16 protein-coding genes are annotated in these 15,776 nt (G+C 61.6%); all 16 read left to right on the forward strand.

Translation table 11 applies throughout. The features are described 5' to 3' along the window. Nucleotides 1-473: 473 nt before the first annotated feature. Nucleotides 474-1,625: a porin gene (locus tag QEN71_RS32525; protein ID WP_201647256.1), complete on the forward strand. Its 1,152-nt coding sequence runs from the start codon at nucleotides 474-476 to the stop codon at nucleotides 1,623-1,625. Nucleotides 1,626-1,864: 239 nt separating this feature from the next. Beyond that, entirely contained in the window at nucleotides 1,865-2,683 is an 819-nt protein-coding gene (locus tag QEN71_RS32530; RefSeq protein ID WP_201647257.1) for a flagellin domain-containing protein, read from the forward strand. Between the two features lie 217 nt (nucleotides 2,684-2,900). Then, nucleotides 2,901-4,031: a GGDEF domain-containing protein gene (locus QEN71_RS32535; RefSeq protein ID WP_233471631.1), complete on the forward strand. Its 1,131-nt coding sequence runs from the start codon at nucleotides 2,901-2,903 to the stop codon at nucleotides 4,029-4,031. A 141-nt stretch (nucleotides 4,032-4,172) separates the two neighbouring features. Beyond that, nucleotides 4,173-4,859, forward strand: coding sequence for a GntR family transcriptional regulator (locus QEN71_RS32540; RefSeq protein ID WP_201647259.1), 687 nt, complete (start codon nucleotides 4,173-4,175; stop codon nucleotides 4,857-4,859). A gap of 236 nt (nucleotides 4,860-5,095) precedes the next feature. Continuing rightward, a complete protein-coding gene (locus QEN71_RS32545; RefSeq protein ID WP_028370783.1) occupies nucleotides 5,096-5,683 on the forward strand; it encodes an amino acid synthesis family protein in 588 nt (195 codons plus the stop codon). Further along, nucleotides 5,673-6,569 (forward strand): alpha/beta fold hydrolase, encoded by an 897-nt coding sequence (locus QEN71_RS32550; RefSeq protein WP_201647260.1) that lies wholly within the window; start codon nucleotides 5,673-5,675, stop codon nucleotides 6,567-6,569. The genes QEN71_RS32545 and QEN71_RS32550 overlap by 11 nt, the downstream gene beginning before the upstream one ends. Then, nucleotides 6,562-7,521 (forward strand): flavin reductase family protein, encoded by a 960-nt coding sequence (locus tag QEN71_RS32555; RefSeq protein WP_201647261.1) that lies wholly within the window; start codon nucleotides 6,562-6,564, stop codon nucleotides 7,519-7,521. The genes QEN71_RS32550 and QEN71_RS32555 overlap by 8 nt, the downstream gene beginning before the upstream one ends. Nucleotides 7,522-7,537: 16 nt before the next feature. Then, nucleotides 7,538-8,581, forward strand: coding sequence for an LLM class flavin-dependent oxidoreductase (locus QEN71_RS32560; protein WP_201647262.1), 1,044 nt, complete (start codon nucleotides 7,538-7,540; stop codon nucleotides 8,579-8,581). Nucleotides 8,582-8,617: 36 nt separating this feature from the next. Beyond that, nucleotides 8,618-10,090 (forward strand): aldehyde dehydrogenase, encoded by a 1,473-nt coding sequence (locus tag QEN71_RS32565; RefSeq protein ID WP_201647263.1) that lies wholly within the window; start codon nucleotides 8,618-8,620, stop codon nucleotides 10,088-10,090. 27 nt (nucleotides 10,091-10,117) lie between these two features. Further along, entirely contained in the window at nucleotides 10,118-10,432 is a 315-nt protein-coding gene (locus tag QEN71_RS32570) for an NIPSNAP family protein (RefSeq protein WP_201647264.1), read from the forward strand. An 83-nt stretch (nucleotides 10,433-10,515) separates the two neighbouring features. Continuing rightward, complete coding sequence (locus QEN71_RS32575) at nucleotides 10,516-11,535, forward strand: ABC transporter substrate-binding protein (RefSeq protein ID WP_201647265.1); 1,020 nt, start codon at nucleotides 10,516-10,518, stop codon at nucleotides 11,533-11,535. A gap of 58 nt (nucleotides 11,536-11,593) precedes the next feature. Further along, the gene (locus tag QEN71_RS32580; protein WP_201647266.1) at nucleotides 11,594-12,478 is read left to right on the forward strand and encodes an ABC transporter permease; all 885 of its coding nucleotides are present in this window, start codon (nucleotides 11,594-11,596) and stop codon (nucleotides 12,476-12,478) included. A 1-nt stretch (nucleotide 12,479) separates the two neighbouring features. Beyond that, complete coding sequence (locus QEN71_RS32585; RefSeq protein WP_201648059.1) at nucleotides 12,480-13,274, forward strand: ABC transporter permease; 795 nt, start codon at nucleotides 12,480-12,482, stop codon at nucleotides 13,272-13,274. A gap of 26 nt (nucleotides 13,275-13,300) precedes the next feature. Next, nucleotides 13,301-14,398: an ABC transporter ATP-binding protein gene (locus tag QEN71_RS32590; protein ID WP_201647267.1), complete on the forward strand. Its 1,098-nt coding sequence runs from the start codon at nucleotides 13,301-13,303 to the stop codon at nucleotides 14,396-14,398. Between the two features lie 8 nt (nucleotides 14,399-14,406). Continuing rightward, nucleotides 14,407-15,102 (forward strand): GntR family transcriptional regulator, encoded by a 696-nt coding sequence (locus tag QEN71_RS32595; protein ID WP_201647268.1) that lies wholly within the window; start codon nucleotides 14,407-14,409, stop codon nucleotides 15,100-15,102. A 125-nt stretch (nucleotides 15,103-15,227) separates the two neighbouring features. Further along, nucleotides 15,228-15,707 (forward strand): nuclear transport factor 2 family protein, encoded by a 480-nt coding sequence (locus tag QEN71_RS32600; protein WP_201647269.1) that lies wholly within the window; start codon nucleotides 15,228-15,230, stop codon nucleotides 15,705-15,707. Nucleotides 15,708-15,776: the final 69 nt, after the last annotated feature.

Consider the following 15,776-nt stretch of genomic DNA (forward strand, 5'->3'; position numbering starts at 1 on the left):
GCCGCTGTCCTGGTGCTTGCGCGTTGGCGTTCGCGCGGAGTTCGGGGCTCGTCGGAAGACTTCTTGTCGGACATCGCATCGCATTGCAGGGAAGCGCCAGAACCCGTGACCAATACTTTCGGCAACTAACGCTTCATTTCGCGCGCAATCGAAACGAAACAATCGCGACCTTCCATCCGTCAGGTAGCGCAAGAAAGAAAGTTTGAGAAACGTTCAATCGGATGTCTCGCGTTGACTTCAAAAATCGCGTCACCTAGATTGGCGCCTGTCTGGAAATCGCTTCATATTCTCGCTTTCCACGCAGATGAATAATGATTCCGGACTTCGGCTATGTGTTTTCACATAGCCTTTTTTGCTTTTATAAATTCAGTAAAGCTAACTAGTTGCATATAACCAACAAGTAATTTATCCGCTTTTCGGCGCTTGTATTCTCCGGGTCGCAATACACCTTAAACGAGTAGATAGGGGAACAGATGAAAAGAACTGCAATTGCAGCTGTCGCATTGGCACTGGGCTCGGTGACGGTTGCGGCCCACGCACAAAACAGCGTCACGCTCTACGGCCTCATCGATTCGGGCATCGGCTACGTGCACAACGCGGACTCGAACAGCAACCTGACGGGCATGATCAACGGCAACCTCAGCGGCGACCGCTGGGGCCTGAAAGGCAGCGAAGATCTCGGCGGCGGTCTGAAGACGATCTTCGCTCTCGAAAGCGGCTTCGACGTCGGCACGGGCAAGATGGGCCAGGGCACGCGTCTGTTCGGCCGCCAGGCGTATGTCGGCTTCCAGGGCGACAAGTGGGGTACCGTCACGCTGGGCCGTCAATACGATCCGATCACCGACACGGTGCAGGGTGTCACCGCCGACAACTTCTTCGGTTCGACCTTTGCAACGCCGGGCGACGTCGACAACAACGACAACAGCGCGCGCATTTCGAACGCCGTCAAGTACGTGTCGCCGACCTACGCGGGCTTCCAGTTCGAAGGCCTGTACGCATTCAGCGGCGTGGCCGGCCAGGCAGGCCAGGGCTACACGTATAGCGGCGCGGCGACGTACACGGCAGGTGCATTGTCGCTGGCGGCAGGCTACCTGCGCGCGACGAACAACTCGGCAACGGCCGCACGCACGAGCTGGGCAAGCAGCACGACGGATTCGATCTTCGACAGCCATATCAACGACGGCTATGTCACGGCGAAGTCGGTGAGCATTGCGCAGATCGGCGGCCAGTACGTGCTCGGCTCGTTCACGATGGGCGCGTCGTACAGCAACACGCAGCTGAAGGCGGACGCAAGCTCGACCTTCTCGTCGACCGAGAAGTACAACAGCGGCAAGGCATTCGTTGCGTACCAGGCAACGCCTGCATTGATCGCGGGCGTGGGTTACGCCTATACGGCAGCATCGGGCGATACGTCGGCGCACTACCATCAGGTCAGCATCGGCGCGGACTACAACCTGTCGAAGCGCACCGACTTCTACGCGGTCGCCGCGTACCAGCACGCGAACGGCACGCAGCGTTTGTCCGATGGCACGACGCAGGCAGCACAGGCATCGATCGGCTCGTACGGCTATAACGGCACGAGCACGCAAGAGATCGCGATTGTCGGCATTCGCCACAAGTTCTGATCGATTGCATTCGCTGTATGAAACCGCATGCGTAATTCGCGCATGCGGTTTTTTTATGTCTTCAGGAAAGAATCCGCAAGAAAGTTGAAGTAAGCGTAAATGGCATTGATGAAAGGATTTGCACTCTTCATTTTGCTCGCATAAGACCGTTAGAAAAGAGGCAGCGTCGCGAATAAACGCTTTATGCGCCGGCGATGCAAAAGATCCTTAAGAGCAGCTATTGAAGAACGAGGAAGCGAATGCTGAATATCAACACCAACATCATGTCGCTGACGGCGCAGAACAACCTGTCGGGCTCGCAAAGCGCGCTCTCGCAGGCAATCAGCCGTCTGTCGTCGGGCAAGCGCGTGAACACGGCCGCGGATGACGCAGCAGGTCTCGCCATTTCGACGACGCAGACGGCTTCGATCAATGCGCTCACGCAAGGCGCGTCGAACGCGAACAACGGCATTTCCATGGTGCAGACGACGAACGGCGCGCTGAAATCGGTCGTCGACAACCTGCAGCGTATTCGCCAGCTGGCAGTCGAAGCAGGCGACGGTTCGCTCGACTCCGCGGCGCTCGCGAACCTTCAGTCGGAAGTCGCGACGCGTCTCACGGAAATCACGCGTGTCGCGCAACAGACGACCTTCAACGGCCAGTCCGTGCTGAACGGCATCGGCTCGGTCAACTTCCAGATCGGTGCGTTCGACGCCCAGCAGATCACCGCCGACTTCGGCTCGCAGAAGTGGGACGCGAGTTCGCTCGGTATCAGCGGTCTGAGCGTGTCGACGGCATCGGGCGCGCAGGCGGCGATGAGCACGATCGACAGCGTGCTGACGAGCGTCAACACCTTCCAGGCAACACTCGGCGCAACACAGAACACCTTCCAGGCCGCCATCTCGACGACCAACACACAGGCAACGAACATGAGTTCCGCGCGCTCGCAGATTACCGACGCCGACTTCGCGACGGAAACGGCGAATCTCTCGAAAGCGCAGGTGCTGCAGCAAGCGGGTATCTCGGTGCTGGCGCAAGCCAACTCGATGCCGCAAAGCGTGTTGAAGCTGCTCGAATAAACGCGATGCTTAATTAGAAAAAACACGAAGCGTTGCGTGAAAGTTTGCTGCGGGACCCGATGCGAATGCCGCGCGCACTGCGGTATATTGCGTGGCTCATCTGCACGCGCGCATGAAGCGGATGATCGAAAAGCCGTCGACGAGACGGCGCCGTTTCATGTCGCGAGCCCGCTCCTCGAACCGTATGCCAGCCTTCGATCTTCGCACTGTCATTCTGATGTCGTCAGTCATGCCCGGGCTGATGGCGCTCGTGATGTTTTCGCTGGCGCGCGGCTTTCCCGCGAACATTCGCGGCGTCGGGCACTGGGCGTCGGGTGCGCTGGTCGTGTCGATCTCGGCGATGCTGCTTGCATTGCGCGGCGGCATCGCCGACTGGCTTTCGATCGTCGTCGCCAACGTCGGCATGATTCTCGGCACGGGATTGTGGCTGATCGGCAGTCAGATGTTTTTCGGGCAGCGTCCTGCGCGGCGCTTTATCGCGTTGCTTCTCGTCGTCGGCGTGATCGCGATGAGCTGGATGACGTGGGTGCATCCGTCGATCACGGGGCGCACGCTCTGCATGTGCGCGATCCTGACGGCGACGTACGGACTGAACAGCCTGACGATGCTGCGCTTCGGCAAGGGCAGCCACAGTGCGACGTTCGTCGGCTCGATGCAGCTGTTACAGACGCTCGCGACGGCGCTGCGCGGCATCACGATGTTCGTGCCGGCGTGGGCGAGCACGGGGCTGTTCGCTCCCGACCTCATTCAGCGAATCTATCTGACGACGGGCGCATTGATGTCGCTGACGGTCTGTGTCGGCTTGCTGTTCGTCGCGATGGACCGGCTGCGCAATCAGCTCGAACAGCAGTCGTTCATGGATTCGTTGACGGGTCTGCTGAATCGCCGCGCATTTCTCGGCGTGCATCAGCAGGAACGCGAAAAGACGATGCGGACGGGCGGCTTGCTGACGCTTCTGCTGATCGACCTCGATCACTTCAAGCAGGTCAACGACACGTATGGCCACGCGACGGGCGATCGCGTGCTGATCGACTTCGCCACCCGTGTCGCGGAAATGCTGCCCGCGCCGCATCATGTCGCGCGCTGGGGCGGCGAAGAGTTCGCCGTGCTGCTGCCGCGTGCGACGCCCGACGAGGCGAAGGAGCATGCGGAGCGGATACGACAGCGCGTCGCGCAGAAGGAAGATGCGGCGCTGCCGGCGTACACGTGCAGCATCGGCGTGTCGTGCATGGCGGCCAGCGAGGCGACCATCGAGCAACTCGCGCGCGATGCCGACGAAGCGCTGTATCGCGCGAAACGCAGTGGCCGGAACTGCGTTCAGGTCAGCGATCATGTGATTCTGCTTTAGGCTGCCTGGCTGTCGTCTTCGATGGCGCCGCCTATCCTCTCGGCAAGATGACCGATAATATGGCATTCCAGTCCGCGCGCACGCGATGCAAACGCGAGCGCAAGCGGGCGCGGGCCACCGTCCATATCAATCTTGCTGCCTATGTCAGACCTCAGAATCGACCGCAACGCGAAGACGCTACGCGAACTCACGCTCGACAAACTGCGCGGCGCGATCGTCCAGGGCTATTTCCGTCCCGGCGCGCGGCTCGTCGAACGCACGCTGTGCGATGAACTCGGTGTGAGCCGCACGGTAGTGCGCGAAGTGCTGCGGCATCTGGAAACGGAAGGGCTCGTCGAAATCGTCGCGCGGCAAGGGCCGATCGTCGCGCGGCTCGATCCGGCGCAAGTCGGCGAAATCTACGAACTGCGCGGGCTGCTCGAAGCGAACGCGGCGCGCGCCTGCGCCGAACAATCGACGCCCGAACTCGTGCAGCAGTTGCGCGACATCCGCAAGACCATCGAAGACGCGTTCGAGCAAAACGACCTGCCGCGCGTGCTCGAATACACGGAGCGCTTCTACGAGACGATGTTCGAGGGCGCGCAAAAGCATGTCTCGCTGGCTGTCGTGAAGACGCTGAATGCGCGGATCAACCGGCTGCGCGCGCTGACCATCGCCGTGCCTGGCCGCGGCGGCGAGTCGAATCGCGAAATGAACAAGCTCCTCGATGCAATCGGGCGGCGCGATGGCGACGCGGCCTCGGCGGCGTCGATCGCGCATATCAAGCGCACGGCCGAACTCGCGCTCAACGCGCTCGCCCAGCAGGACGACCCGGGCGCTCAAGCTTAATCCCACAAGCTTCCACCGAAGGCCGCCGGCAACCCCGGCGGCCTTTCTTTTTGCGCCTTCCGAACAGGTTGCTGCGTCGCACAAGCCACGTATTCCCAGCCGAAACCGTGCCTGAAAGCGCGCGCTTCGTATCATGGTATTCCATAAGACTTTGACTCTTGGTGTGGGCCATAAGATGGCATACCATAATCTCAACGAACGACATTCACGGCCTCGGCCCCGTCAGGAGAAACGATATGAAGCTGGAAGTTCGCAAGCTGGTCACGTACGTCGAAGAGACCTTTATCGAAGGCGGCAAGGCCGCCGCACGGCCGCTCAAGCTGTTCGGCGCGGCAGCCGTGCTGCGCAATCCGTGGGCGGGACGCGGCTTCGTCGAAGACCTGAAGCCGGAGATTCACGGCCTCGCGCCGCAACTCGGCGAAATGCTCACGGCGGAAATGCTGCGCGTCGCAGGGTCCGGCGATGCGATCGAAGGCTATGGCAAGGCGGCCGTCGTCGGCACGTCGGGCGAGATCGAACACGCGTCCGCGCTGATCCACACGCTGCGTTTCGGCAATCACTATCGCAAGGCCGTCGGCGCGAAGAGCTATCTGAGCTTCACGAATCTGCGCGGCGGCCCGAACTGCCCGATCTCGATTCCGCTGATGCACAAGCACGACGAAGGCATGCGCTCACACTATCTGACCGTGCAGTTTTCGATCGTCGATGCACCCGCGCCCGATGAACTCGTGATTGCGCTCGGCGCATCGATCGGCGGCCGTCCGCATCACCGGATTGGCGACCGCTATCAGGATCTGAAGGAGCTCGAATCCAATGAAGCGTGAGCTTGTCTCCGGGCGCGCCGTGTCGCGTGGCGAGGCCGCGGGCACGAGCTACAGCGTCTACGCGCCGCAGTCCGACGATGCGCGCGAAACGGTCGTGCTGATTCACGGCGTCGGCATGAACCAGAGCGTGTGGGCGCCGCAGATCGATGCGCTGACGGCTGCGTATCAGGTGATCGTGTACGACATGCTCGGTCACGGCGAGAGCGCGCTGCCGACGCCCGCGCCGACGCTCGACGAATACGCGTCGCAACTCGAAGCGCTGCTCGACGCGATGAAGATCGAGCGGGCGCATGTGGTCGGGCATTCGATGGGTGCGCTCGTCGCACTCGAATTCGCGCTCACGCATCCGCAACGCACGCTGAGCGTCGCCGCGCTGAACGCCGTGTATGACCGCACGCCTGCGCAGCGCGAAGCCGTGATGTCGCGTGCGGCAACTCTCAGCGACGCGCCTGCTGCGGCCGGCGTCGACGCCACGCTGTCGCGCTGGTTCGGCGATCCCGTTCCCGGTCATCTGACGCAGGCGGCGCAGGCCGTGCGCGATCTGCTGCTGTCGGTCGATCCCATCGGTTATGCGCGCACGTACCGGCTGTTCGCGAGTTCGGACGATGCGCATGTCGGCCGCCTCGCGCATCTCGCGGTGCCCGCGCTCTTTCTCACGGGCGAATGCGATCCGAACTCGAGCCCGTCGATGTCGCTCGCGATGGCAGACGTCGCGCCGTACGGCCGCGCCGAGGTCATCTCGAACGAGCGCCACATGATGAACGTCACCGATCCGGCGCGCGTCAACGAGCGGCTGCTCGCGTTCCTCGCGGAAGCCTCGGCAGCGAACGCGGCACACGCATTCGATACGACGAATGGATCGATCTCTGGAGAACGCCATGACTGAGTCCAACGCCACGGAACAGGCTTTCGACATCGCCAACTTTCGGCGCGCGCTCGGCGCGTTCGTGACGGGCGTAACGGTCGTCACGACGATGCAGCCGGACGGCTCGCCGCGCGGCTTCACGGCGAATTCGTTCACGTCGGTGTCGCTCGATCCGCCGTTGATTCTCGTGTGCATCGCGAAGACGGCGTCGAGCTATCAGGTGTTCTCGGAGACGCGCCACTTCGCCGTGAGCGTGCTCGCTGAGGATCAGAAGAGTGTGTCGGGCGTATTCGCGTCGAAGGCTGTCGACAAGTTCGAGCAGGTCGCATGGCAAAAGCGCTCGACGGGCGCGCCTGTGATCGACAACGCCGCTGCGAGTTTCGACTGCACGACGCATGAAGTCGTCGATGCCGGCGATCACATCATTCTGATCGGACGTGTCGTCGATTTTGTTCATACGAGTTCATCGCCGCTCGGTTATTGCCGGGGCGCGTATGTGAACTTCAGTCTGTCGCAGGAAGCGCTGGCAGCAGCGGGCCCGAGCGCGCATGTGGGCGCGATTCTCGAACATCGCGACGGCATCGTGTTGCTCGACACGCCCAATGGTTTGCAATTGCCGACGGGCAACAAGCTCGAACCGGCAAGCGACGCGAAAAGCCTGCAAGGCGTGCTCGCCAAACTCGGCCTCGAAGTGCATCTCGACTTCCTGTTCGCCGTATTCGAATCGGGCACAGGACAAACGCCGAGTGTACAAATCTATTATCGCGGCCGTGTGATTCAAAGCGGCGCTGCGTGGATCGACAGCTCGATCCGCATCGTGCCTCTGGCGCAGATTCCGTGGAGCGAATTGCGCGACGACGCCGTGCGCTCGATGCTCGAACGCTATGTGCGCGAACGCAGCGAAGACGCGTTCGGCATCTATGTCGGCGACACGGAAGCGGGCACCGTGCAGACGCTCGCGCTCGCTCACTGAAGGGAGAACACACATCATGAAGTTTTCACTGTTCCTGCACATGGAGCGATACGACGACACGACGTCGCATCGCGAACTGTTCGACCAGATGACCGAACTCGTGCAGATGGCCGAACGCGGCGGCTTCGAGACGGCCTGGATCGGCGAGCATCACGCGATGGAATTCACGATCGCGCCGAATCCGTTCGTCAATCTCGCGTACCTCGCTGCGAAAACGGAGCGCATTCGTCTGGGTACAGGCACGGTGATCGCGCCGTTCTGGCATCCGATCGCACTCGCTGGGCAAGCGGGCATGGTCGATGTCGCGAGCAACGGGCGGCTCGATCTGGGCATCGCGCGCGGAGCCTACAACTTCGAATACGAACGCCTGTTGCCGGGACTCGACGCGATGACGGCAGGCGCGCGCATGCGCGAACTGGTGCCTGCATTGCGCAAGCTCTTCAAGGGCGACTATGCGCATGAGGGCGAGTTCTGGTCGTGGCCAAAGACGACGCCCGTGCCGCGTCCCATTCAACAACCGCATCCGCCGATGTGGCTCGCTGCGCGCGATCCGAATTCGCATGCGTTTGCGGTCGCGAACGGCTGCAACGTGCAGGTGACGTCGCTTGCTTCCGGCGATGCGGAAGTCGTCAGTCTGATGGAGCGCTTCAACGCCGCGTGCGCCGCGAATCCCGACGTGCCGCGTCCGCAAGTGATGATGCTGATGCACACGTTCGTCGGTGCGAATGCGGCGGAAGTGGATGAAGGCGTCGAAGATCTCGCGCGTTTCTATCGCTACTTCAGCAAGTGGTTCAAGAACGAGCGACCCATCGAACAGGGCTTTATCGAGCCGCTGACGGACGCCGATGTCGAGATGTTCCCGCAGTATTCGTCGGAAGCGATTCGACGCAACCTCGTGATCGGCGAGCCGAAACAGGTGATTGCGCGTCTGAAGGGTTATGAAGAACTCGGCTATGACCAGTACAGCTTCTGGCTCGACAGTCATATGAGTTTCGAGCGCAAGCGCAAGTCGCTGGAGCTGTTCATCTCCGACGTAATGCCTGCTTTCGCAGCGCGCTAAATCCAGCGTTGCCGAACCCTCAACGGAGTGGCGAACATGGTTCAGCGGTTCCAGCAATACATCGACGGTGCGTTCGAAGATGCGCGCGAGCACTTCGACAGCACCGATCCCTCGACGGGCGACGTGTGGGCGCAGATGCCCGCCGCAAGCGCGGACGATGTCGACCGTGCGGTGCGCGCCGCGCATCGCGCGCTGAACGATCCGGCGTGGGCGAACCTCACGGCGAGTGCACGCGGCAAGCTGCTGTACAAGCTCGCCGATCTCGTCGCGCAACACGCGCCGCGTCTCGCAGAGCTCGAAACGCAGGACACGGGCAAGATCATTCGCGAGACGCGCAGCCAGATCGGCTACGTCGCCGAGTACTACCGCTATTACGCGGGCGTCGCCGACAAGATTCAGGGCGCGTGGCTGCCCGTCGATAAACCCGATATGGAAGTGACGCTGCGGCGCGAACCCGTCGGCGTCGTCGCGGGCATCGTGCCGTGGAATTCGCAGCTGTTTCTGTCCGCAGTGAAGGTCGGTCCCGCACTCGCGGCAGGCTGCACGATCGTCCTGAAGGCCTCCGAAGACGGCCCCGCGCCCTTACTCGAATTCGCGCGGCTCGTGCATGAAGCGGGCTTTCCGAAGGGCGTCGTCAACATCGTGACGGGCTTCGGCAACGACTGCGGACGCACGCTGACGAGTCATCCTCTCGTGTCGAAGATTGCCTTTACGGGTGGGCCCGAAACGGCGCGGCACGTCGTGCGCAATTCGGCTGAGAACCTCGCGGCGATGTCACTGGAACTGGGCGGCAAATCGCCTGTGCTCGTATTCGACGACGCCGACCTCGACAGCGCATCCAATGCCGTGATTGCAGGCATTTTCGCGGCGACGGGGCAAAGCTGTGTCGCAGGTTCACGTCTTGTCGTGCAGCGCGGCATTCGTGAAGCGCTGATCGAACGGATCGTGTCGAAGGCGCAAGACATTCGCATCGGCAATCCGCAGGACATGGCGACCGAAATGGGCCCGCTCGCGACGCGCCGTCAACTCGAACACATCCAGCAGGTGCTGCGCGCGAGTGTCGAAGCGGGCGGGCGCATTGTAACGGGCGGCAAGCAGCCGGACAACATGACGAAAGGCAACTACTTTCTGCCGACCATCGTCGATTGTCCGGATGCAAAAGTGCCGAGCGTGATGGAGGAACTGTTCGGACCCGTGCTGAGCGTCGTCACATTCGATACGGAAGCCGATGCCATCGCGCTTGCCAACGACACGCGTTACGGCCTCGCATCGGGCGTATTCACGCGCGATCTGACGCGCGCGCATCGGCTCACGCGTGCGTTGCGCGCGGGCATCGTGTGGGTCAACACGTATCGCGCGGTGTCGCCCATCGTGCCGTTCGGCGGCTATGGGTTGAGCGGACTTGGACGCGAAGGCGGACTCGATGCCGTGCTCGATTACACGCGCACGAAATCCGTGTGGATCCGCACATCGGACGAGCCGATTGCCGATCCGTTCGTGATGCGCTGATCTGCCAACCTCGCACCGGGAGTTCGCATGTTCTACGAAATCCGCACGTACCGCATCAAGACGGGTGCCGTGCCTGCCTATCTGAAGCTCGTCGAGGAAGAAGGCATTGCGTTGCAGAAGCGGTATCTGGGGCAACTGATCGGCTACTTCTTTTCGGAAGTTGGTCCGTTGAATCAGATCGTGCATATCTGGGCCTATCCGAGCCTCGACGAGCGCGAAAGCAGACGCGCGGCGCTCGCCGAAGACCCGGCATGGCAGGCTTTTGCGCCGAAGATTCAGGCGCTGATGGAAGAGATGGAAAACAAGATCATGAAGCCAGCGCGATTTTCGCCGCTTGCCTGAGAGAGTGCTTTCGACGGGCCGCCCGTATCACATCACGTCACACCGAATCGCATCGACACAAGACATATCCCTTGGAGACAGACATGAGCAGCAGAAGCACCACGTATTTCGCGCCGCTGATCGCGCTTTGCGCGGCGACGCCGGCACTCGCCGCGGACCCGATCGTCTTCACGAGCTGGGGCGGCACCACGCAATCGTCGCAGCAGAAGAACTGGGCGCAGCCGTTCACGCAGGCGACGGGCATCAACGTGCTGATGGACGGCCCGACCGACTACGGCAAGCTGAAAGCGATGGTCGATAGCGGCAATGTGAACTGGGATGTCGTCGATGTCGAAGGCGACTTCGCTTACGCCGCGCAAAAAGCCGGGCTGATCGAGCCGATCGATTATTCCGTCGTGAAGAAGGATGAACTCGATCCGCGCTTCTCGACACCGGATGCAGTAGGCAGCTTCTATTATTCGTTCGTGCTCGGCTACAACAAGTCGAAGTACACGGGTGCGCAGCCGCAAAACTGGGCCGATCTGTTCGACACGAAGAAATTCCCCGGCAAGCGCACGTTCTACAAGTGGTCCGCGCCCGGCGTGCTCGAAATCGCGCTGCTCGCCGACGGCGTGCCCGCCGACAAGCTCTATCCGCTCGACCTCGACCGCGCGTTCAAGAAGCTCGACACGATCAAGGGCGACATTGTCTGGTGGAGCGGCGGCGCGCAATCGCAACAACTGCTGGCTTCGGGTGAAGCGCCTATCGGCATGTTCTGGAATGGCCGTCTGCATGCACTCGAACAGACGGGCGTGCCTGTAGGCATTTCATGGAACCAGAACCTGACGGCCGCCGACATGCTGGTGATTCCGAAGGGCGCGAAGCATAAGGCCGAAGCGATGAAGTACCTCGCGGCTGCAACGAGCGCACAGGCGCAGGCGAAGTTCGCCACCGACACAGGCTATGCGCCTGTCAACGTGAAGTCGGCCTCGCTGATGTCGCCGGCGATCGCGAAGACGCTGCCCGATCAGTACAAGACCTCGCAGATCAATCTCGACATGAAGTACTGGGCCGAGAACCGCGACGCGATCGCCAAGCGCTGGTACGCGTGGCAGTCCAAGTAAGTGTGCTGCACATCAAAGCCGCACATGAGCATTGCACAGTCATCGGAGTGGAGACACCATGCCTAATGTCCTGAGTACCGTCGCGCATCCACCCGCGACGGACGCGCGCCGGCGGCGCGACTGGCGCAGCATTCGCCTGCTCGTGCCTGCCATGCTGCTGCTCGTGATCTTCTTCCTGCTGCCCGTGCTGTCGCTGCTGTTACGTAGCGTGCTCGAGCCGTCGCCGGGGTTGCACAACTACGCGCAGCTGGTCGGCTCGACCACTTATCTGCGCGTGTTCGGCAACACGTTTCTGGTGGCGACGGTCGTGACGCTGGCGACGCTCGCCATCGGCTTCCCGACTGCGTGGCTGCTCGCCATCGCACCGCGCAAGCTGAGTTCGCTGCTGTTCGCGATCCTGCTGCTGTCGATGTGGACCAATCTGCTGGCACGCACTTTCGCGTGGATGGTGCTGCTGCAACAGACGGGCCCGATCAACCGCATGCTGATGGCGCTCGGCATCATCAGCGAGCCGTTGACGCTCGTGAACAACCTGATCGGCGTGACGATCGGCATGACGTACATCATGCTGCCGTTTCTCGTGATGCCGTTGCATGCGACGTTGCGCAGCATCGATCCGTCGACGCTGCGGGCCGCCGCGATCTGCGGAGCGAGCCGCTGGCAGGCGTTCTGGCGAATCCTGGTGCCGCTCGCGATGCCGGGCATTGCATCGGGTGCGTTGATGGTGTTCGTGATGGCGCTCGGTTATTTCGTCACGCCTGCACTGCTTGGCGGCGCGTCGTACATGATGCTCGCGGAACTGATCGCGCAACTCGTGCAGCAGTTGCTGAACTGGGGTCTCGCTGGTGCTGCCGCGTTCGTGCTGCTTGCGGTGACGCTCGCGCTGTATGCGTTGCAATTGCGCTTCACGGATAGCGCAAATGCAACTGCCGGAGGACGCTGACATGTTGCTCGATTTCGACCGTTTAGGCGCATTGCGCTGGGCCTTGCTAGCGATCGGCGCTGCCGTCGCGCTCTTCCTTCTGCTGCCGATCGTGTTCATCGTCGCGCTGTCATTCGGGGATTCGCAGTGGCTGATCTTCCCGCCGCCGGGCTGGACGCTGGAGTGGTATCGCCAGCTGTTCACCGACGCCGGCTGGATCGACTCGCTGCTGACGAGCGTCAAGCTCGCGGTGATCGTGATGGTGCTGTCCGTTTTCATCGGCTTTCTCGCGTCGCTTGCACTCGTGCGCGGCAAGTTTCGCGGACGCAACGCCGTCAAGGCGTTCTTTCTCACGCCGATGGTGTTGCCTGTCGTCGTGCTGGCCGTCGCGCTGTATGCGTTCTTTCTGCGCATCGGCATGAACGGCACGATGACGGGCTTCGTGATCGGGCATCTGATCATCGCGTTGCCGTTCTCGGTCATTTCGATCAGCAATTCGCTCGCGAGCTTCGACACCGCACTCGAAGATGCCGCGCTGATCTGCGGCGCGTCGCCGCTCGAAGTGAAGCTGCGTGTGACCTTACCCGCGATCCGGCTGGGCCTGTTCGCTGCCGCTATCTTCGCGTTCCTTGCATCGTGGGACGAAGTGGTCGTGTCGATCTTCATGGCGAGCCCCACGTTGCAGACGCTGCCCGTGCGTATCTGGGCAACGCTGCGGCAAGACCTGACACCTGTCGTCGCGGCAGCGTCCTCGCTGCTTGTCGGCTTGACGACTGTATTGATGCTGGCGGGCGCTGTGTTGCGCCGCGCGCGCTAATCGATGTAATGATTGAGGTGAACGACATGACTGCATTCCTGCAAATACAGCGCCTGCGCAAGACTTACGACGACGTCGTCGCGATCGACAACGTGTCGCTCGATGTGCGCAAAGGCGAGTTCATGACGTTTCTCGGGCCGTCGGGTTCGGGCAAGAGCACGACGCTTTATATCGTCGCGGGCTTTCAGGAGCCGAGCGAAGGGCGCGTGCTGATCGACGGCAAGCCGCTACTCTCCGTTGCGCCGAACAAGCGCAACATCGGCATGGTGTTTCAGCGCTACACGCTGTTTCCGCATCTGACCGTCGGCGAGAATGTCGCGTTCCCGTTGCGCGTGCGCCGCCGTCCCGATGCTGAAGTGAAGGCGAAAGTCGAGCAGATGCTCAAGCTCGTGCATCTGTCCGAGTGCCGCGACCGGATGCCCGCGCAACTGTCGGGCGGACAACAGCAGCGCGTGGCAATTGCGCGCGCGCTGGCCTACGATCCGCCTGTGCTGCTGATGGACGAGCCGCTGTCGGCGCTCGACAAGAAGCTGCGCGAAGAAATTCAGCTTGAATTACGGCGTATTCACCAGGAGACAGGCGTCACGATTCTTTATGTGACGCACGATCAGGAAGAAGCGCTGCGTCTGTCGGATCGCATTTCCGTGTTCAACAAAGGGCGCATCGAGCAGGTCGGTACGGGCGAAGAGTTGTATGCGAATCCGTCGTCGCGCTTCGTCGCGAGCTTTATCGGCAATTCGAATTTCCTGCCGGTGCGCGTGACGGCGCATAGCGATGGCCGTATGAACGGCGTGTTCCCGAATGGTCACGAAGTGGCGTCGGGCAGCTTCAATCCGGCGCTCACGGCGGGCGAGGACGGCACGCTGATGATCCGCCCCGAGCAGATGCGCATTCACTCGTTGCAGGATACGTCGAAGGCAAATGGCGCGAGCGGATTGCCCGTGACCGTGCGCGACATCACGTATCTCGGCGATGCGATGCACTACGCAGTCGCGACGCCGTGGCAGCAGGAGATTTCGATTCGCATGCCGGCGGGGCAGCGGCATGACAGCGGATTGTCGATCGGCACGCAGGCGCTCGTCGATTGGGATGCGCGCGACGTGCGCCTCTTCGCTCAAGCTTGATGACTGTTATGAGTCACGCGCTGCCTTCACTGAAAGTCGAACGTCGCACGACGACGTTGCGCGAACTCGCGCTGGAGAAGATGCGCACGGCCATACTCGAAGCGCATTTTCATCCTGGGGAGCGGCTCGTCGAGCGCTCGCTGTGCGAGGAGCTGGGTGTAAGCCGAACCGTGGTGCGCGAGGTGTTGCGGCATCTGGAAACGGAAGGTCTCGTCGATTCGATCCCGAACCAGGGGCCGATTGTCGCGATGCTCGATTCGGATACGGCCGCGGAGATCTACGAAATTCGCGGGTTGCTTGAGGGCGATGCGGCAGCGGCCTGCGCGTTGCATGCCGATGAAGCCGTGTTCGCGCATCTCGGCGAATGCATCGCGCGCATTCAGCAGGCGTTCGACATGCATGCGCATCAGACCGTGCGCGAATTGACGACCGTCTTCTATGAAGCGATGTTTCATGGAGGCGGCAAGAAGGTGTCGTGGGAGATCGTGCAGACGCTGAATGCGCGCATCAATCGTCTGCGCGCGATGACGATTGCTTCCGATGATCGTGGGCGGCAGGCCGTGCAGGAGATGAACCGCATACTCGATGCGCTGCGTGCCCGCGATGCGCAGCGCGCACGTGAGGCGGCGAGAGCGCATGTGGAGCGTGTCGCGGATATTGCGGCTGAACTGCTGCAGCAGACGGTTGGGGAGGCGTCGGCTTGAAAGTGTGAATTAACGTGGCAAATAGCGCCATGCGAATCCACTAAACGGAGCCCATCCCGACAAACTGACAACCCGACTTCACGAATAATGACCCACACCGTCACCATTCACAAAGAGAGAAGTCGATGTCGAGCAACACAGAAATCCGTCCGCCGCTGCCGCCGTTCACACGCGAAACCGCGATCCAGAAAGTGCGGCAAGCCGAAGACGGCTGGAATTCACGCGACCCGTCCAAAGTCGCACTGGTGTATTCACAGGACACCTGGTGGCGTAACCGTGCCGAGTTCGTCCACAACCGCGACGAAGTGCGCGCGTTCCTCGCGCGCAAATGGGGCAACGAACTCGAGTACCGTCTGATCAAGGAACTGTGGGCCTTCACGGACAACCGCATCGCAGTGCGCTTCGCCTATGAATGGCGCGACGACGCGGGCAACTGGTTCCGCTCGTACGGCAACGAGAACTGGGAGTTCGGGCCTGACGGCCTGATGCATCATCGCCATGCAAGCATCAACGATCTGCCGATCAAGGAAAGCGAGCGCAAGTTTTTCTGGCCGCTCGGCCGCCGACCCGACGATCATCCTGGCCTGAGCGAACTCGACCTCTAGGCGCATCGCGAACCCGAATCACCGCCGACACAGCAACGTGTCGGCCATCCAGCGAACCCTTGTGCAGTT

It is taken from the genome of Paraburkholderia sabiae, assembly GCF_030412785.1.
Taxonomy (GTDB): Bacteria; Pseudomonadota; Gammaproteobacteria; order Burkholderiales; family Burkholderiaceae; genus Paraburkholderia; species Paraburkholderia sabiae.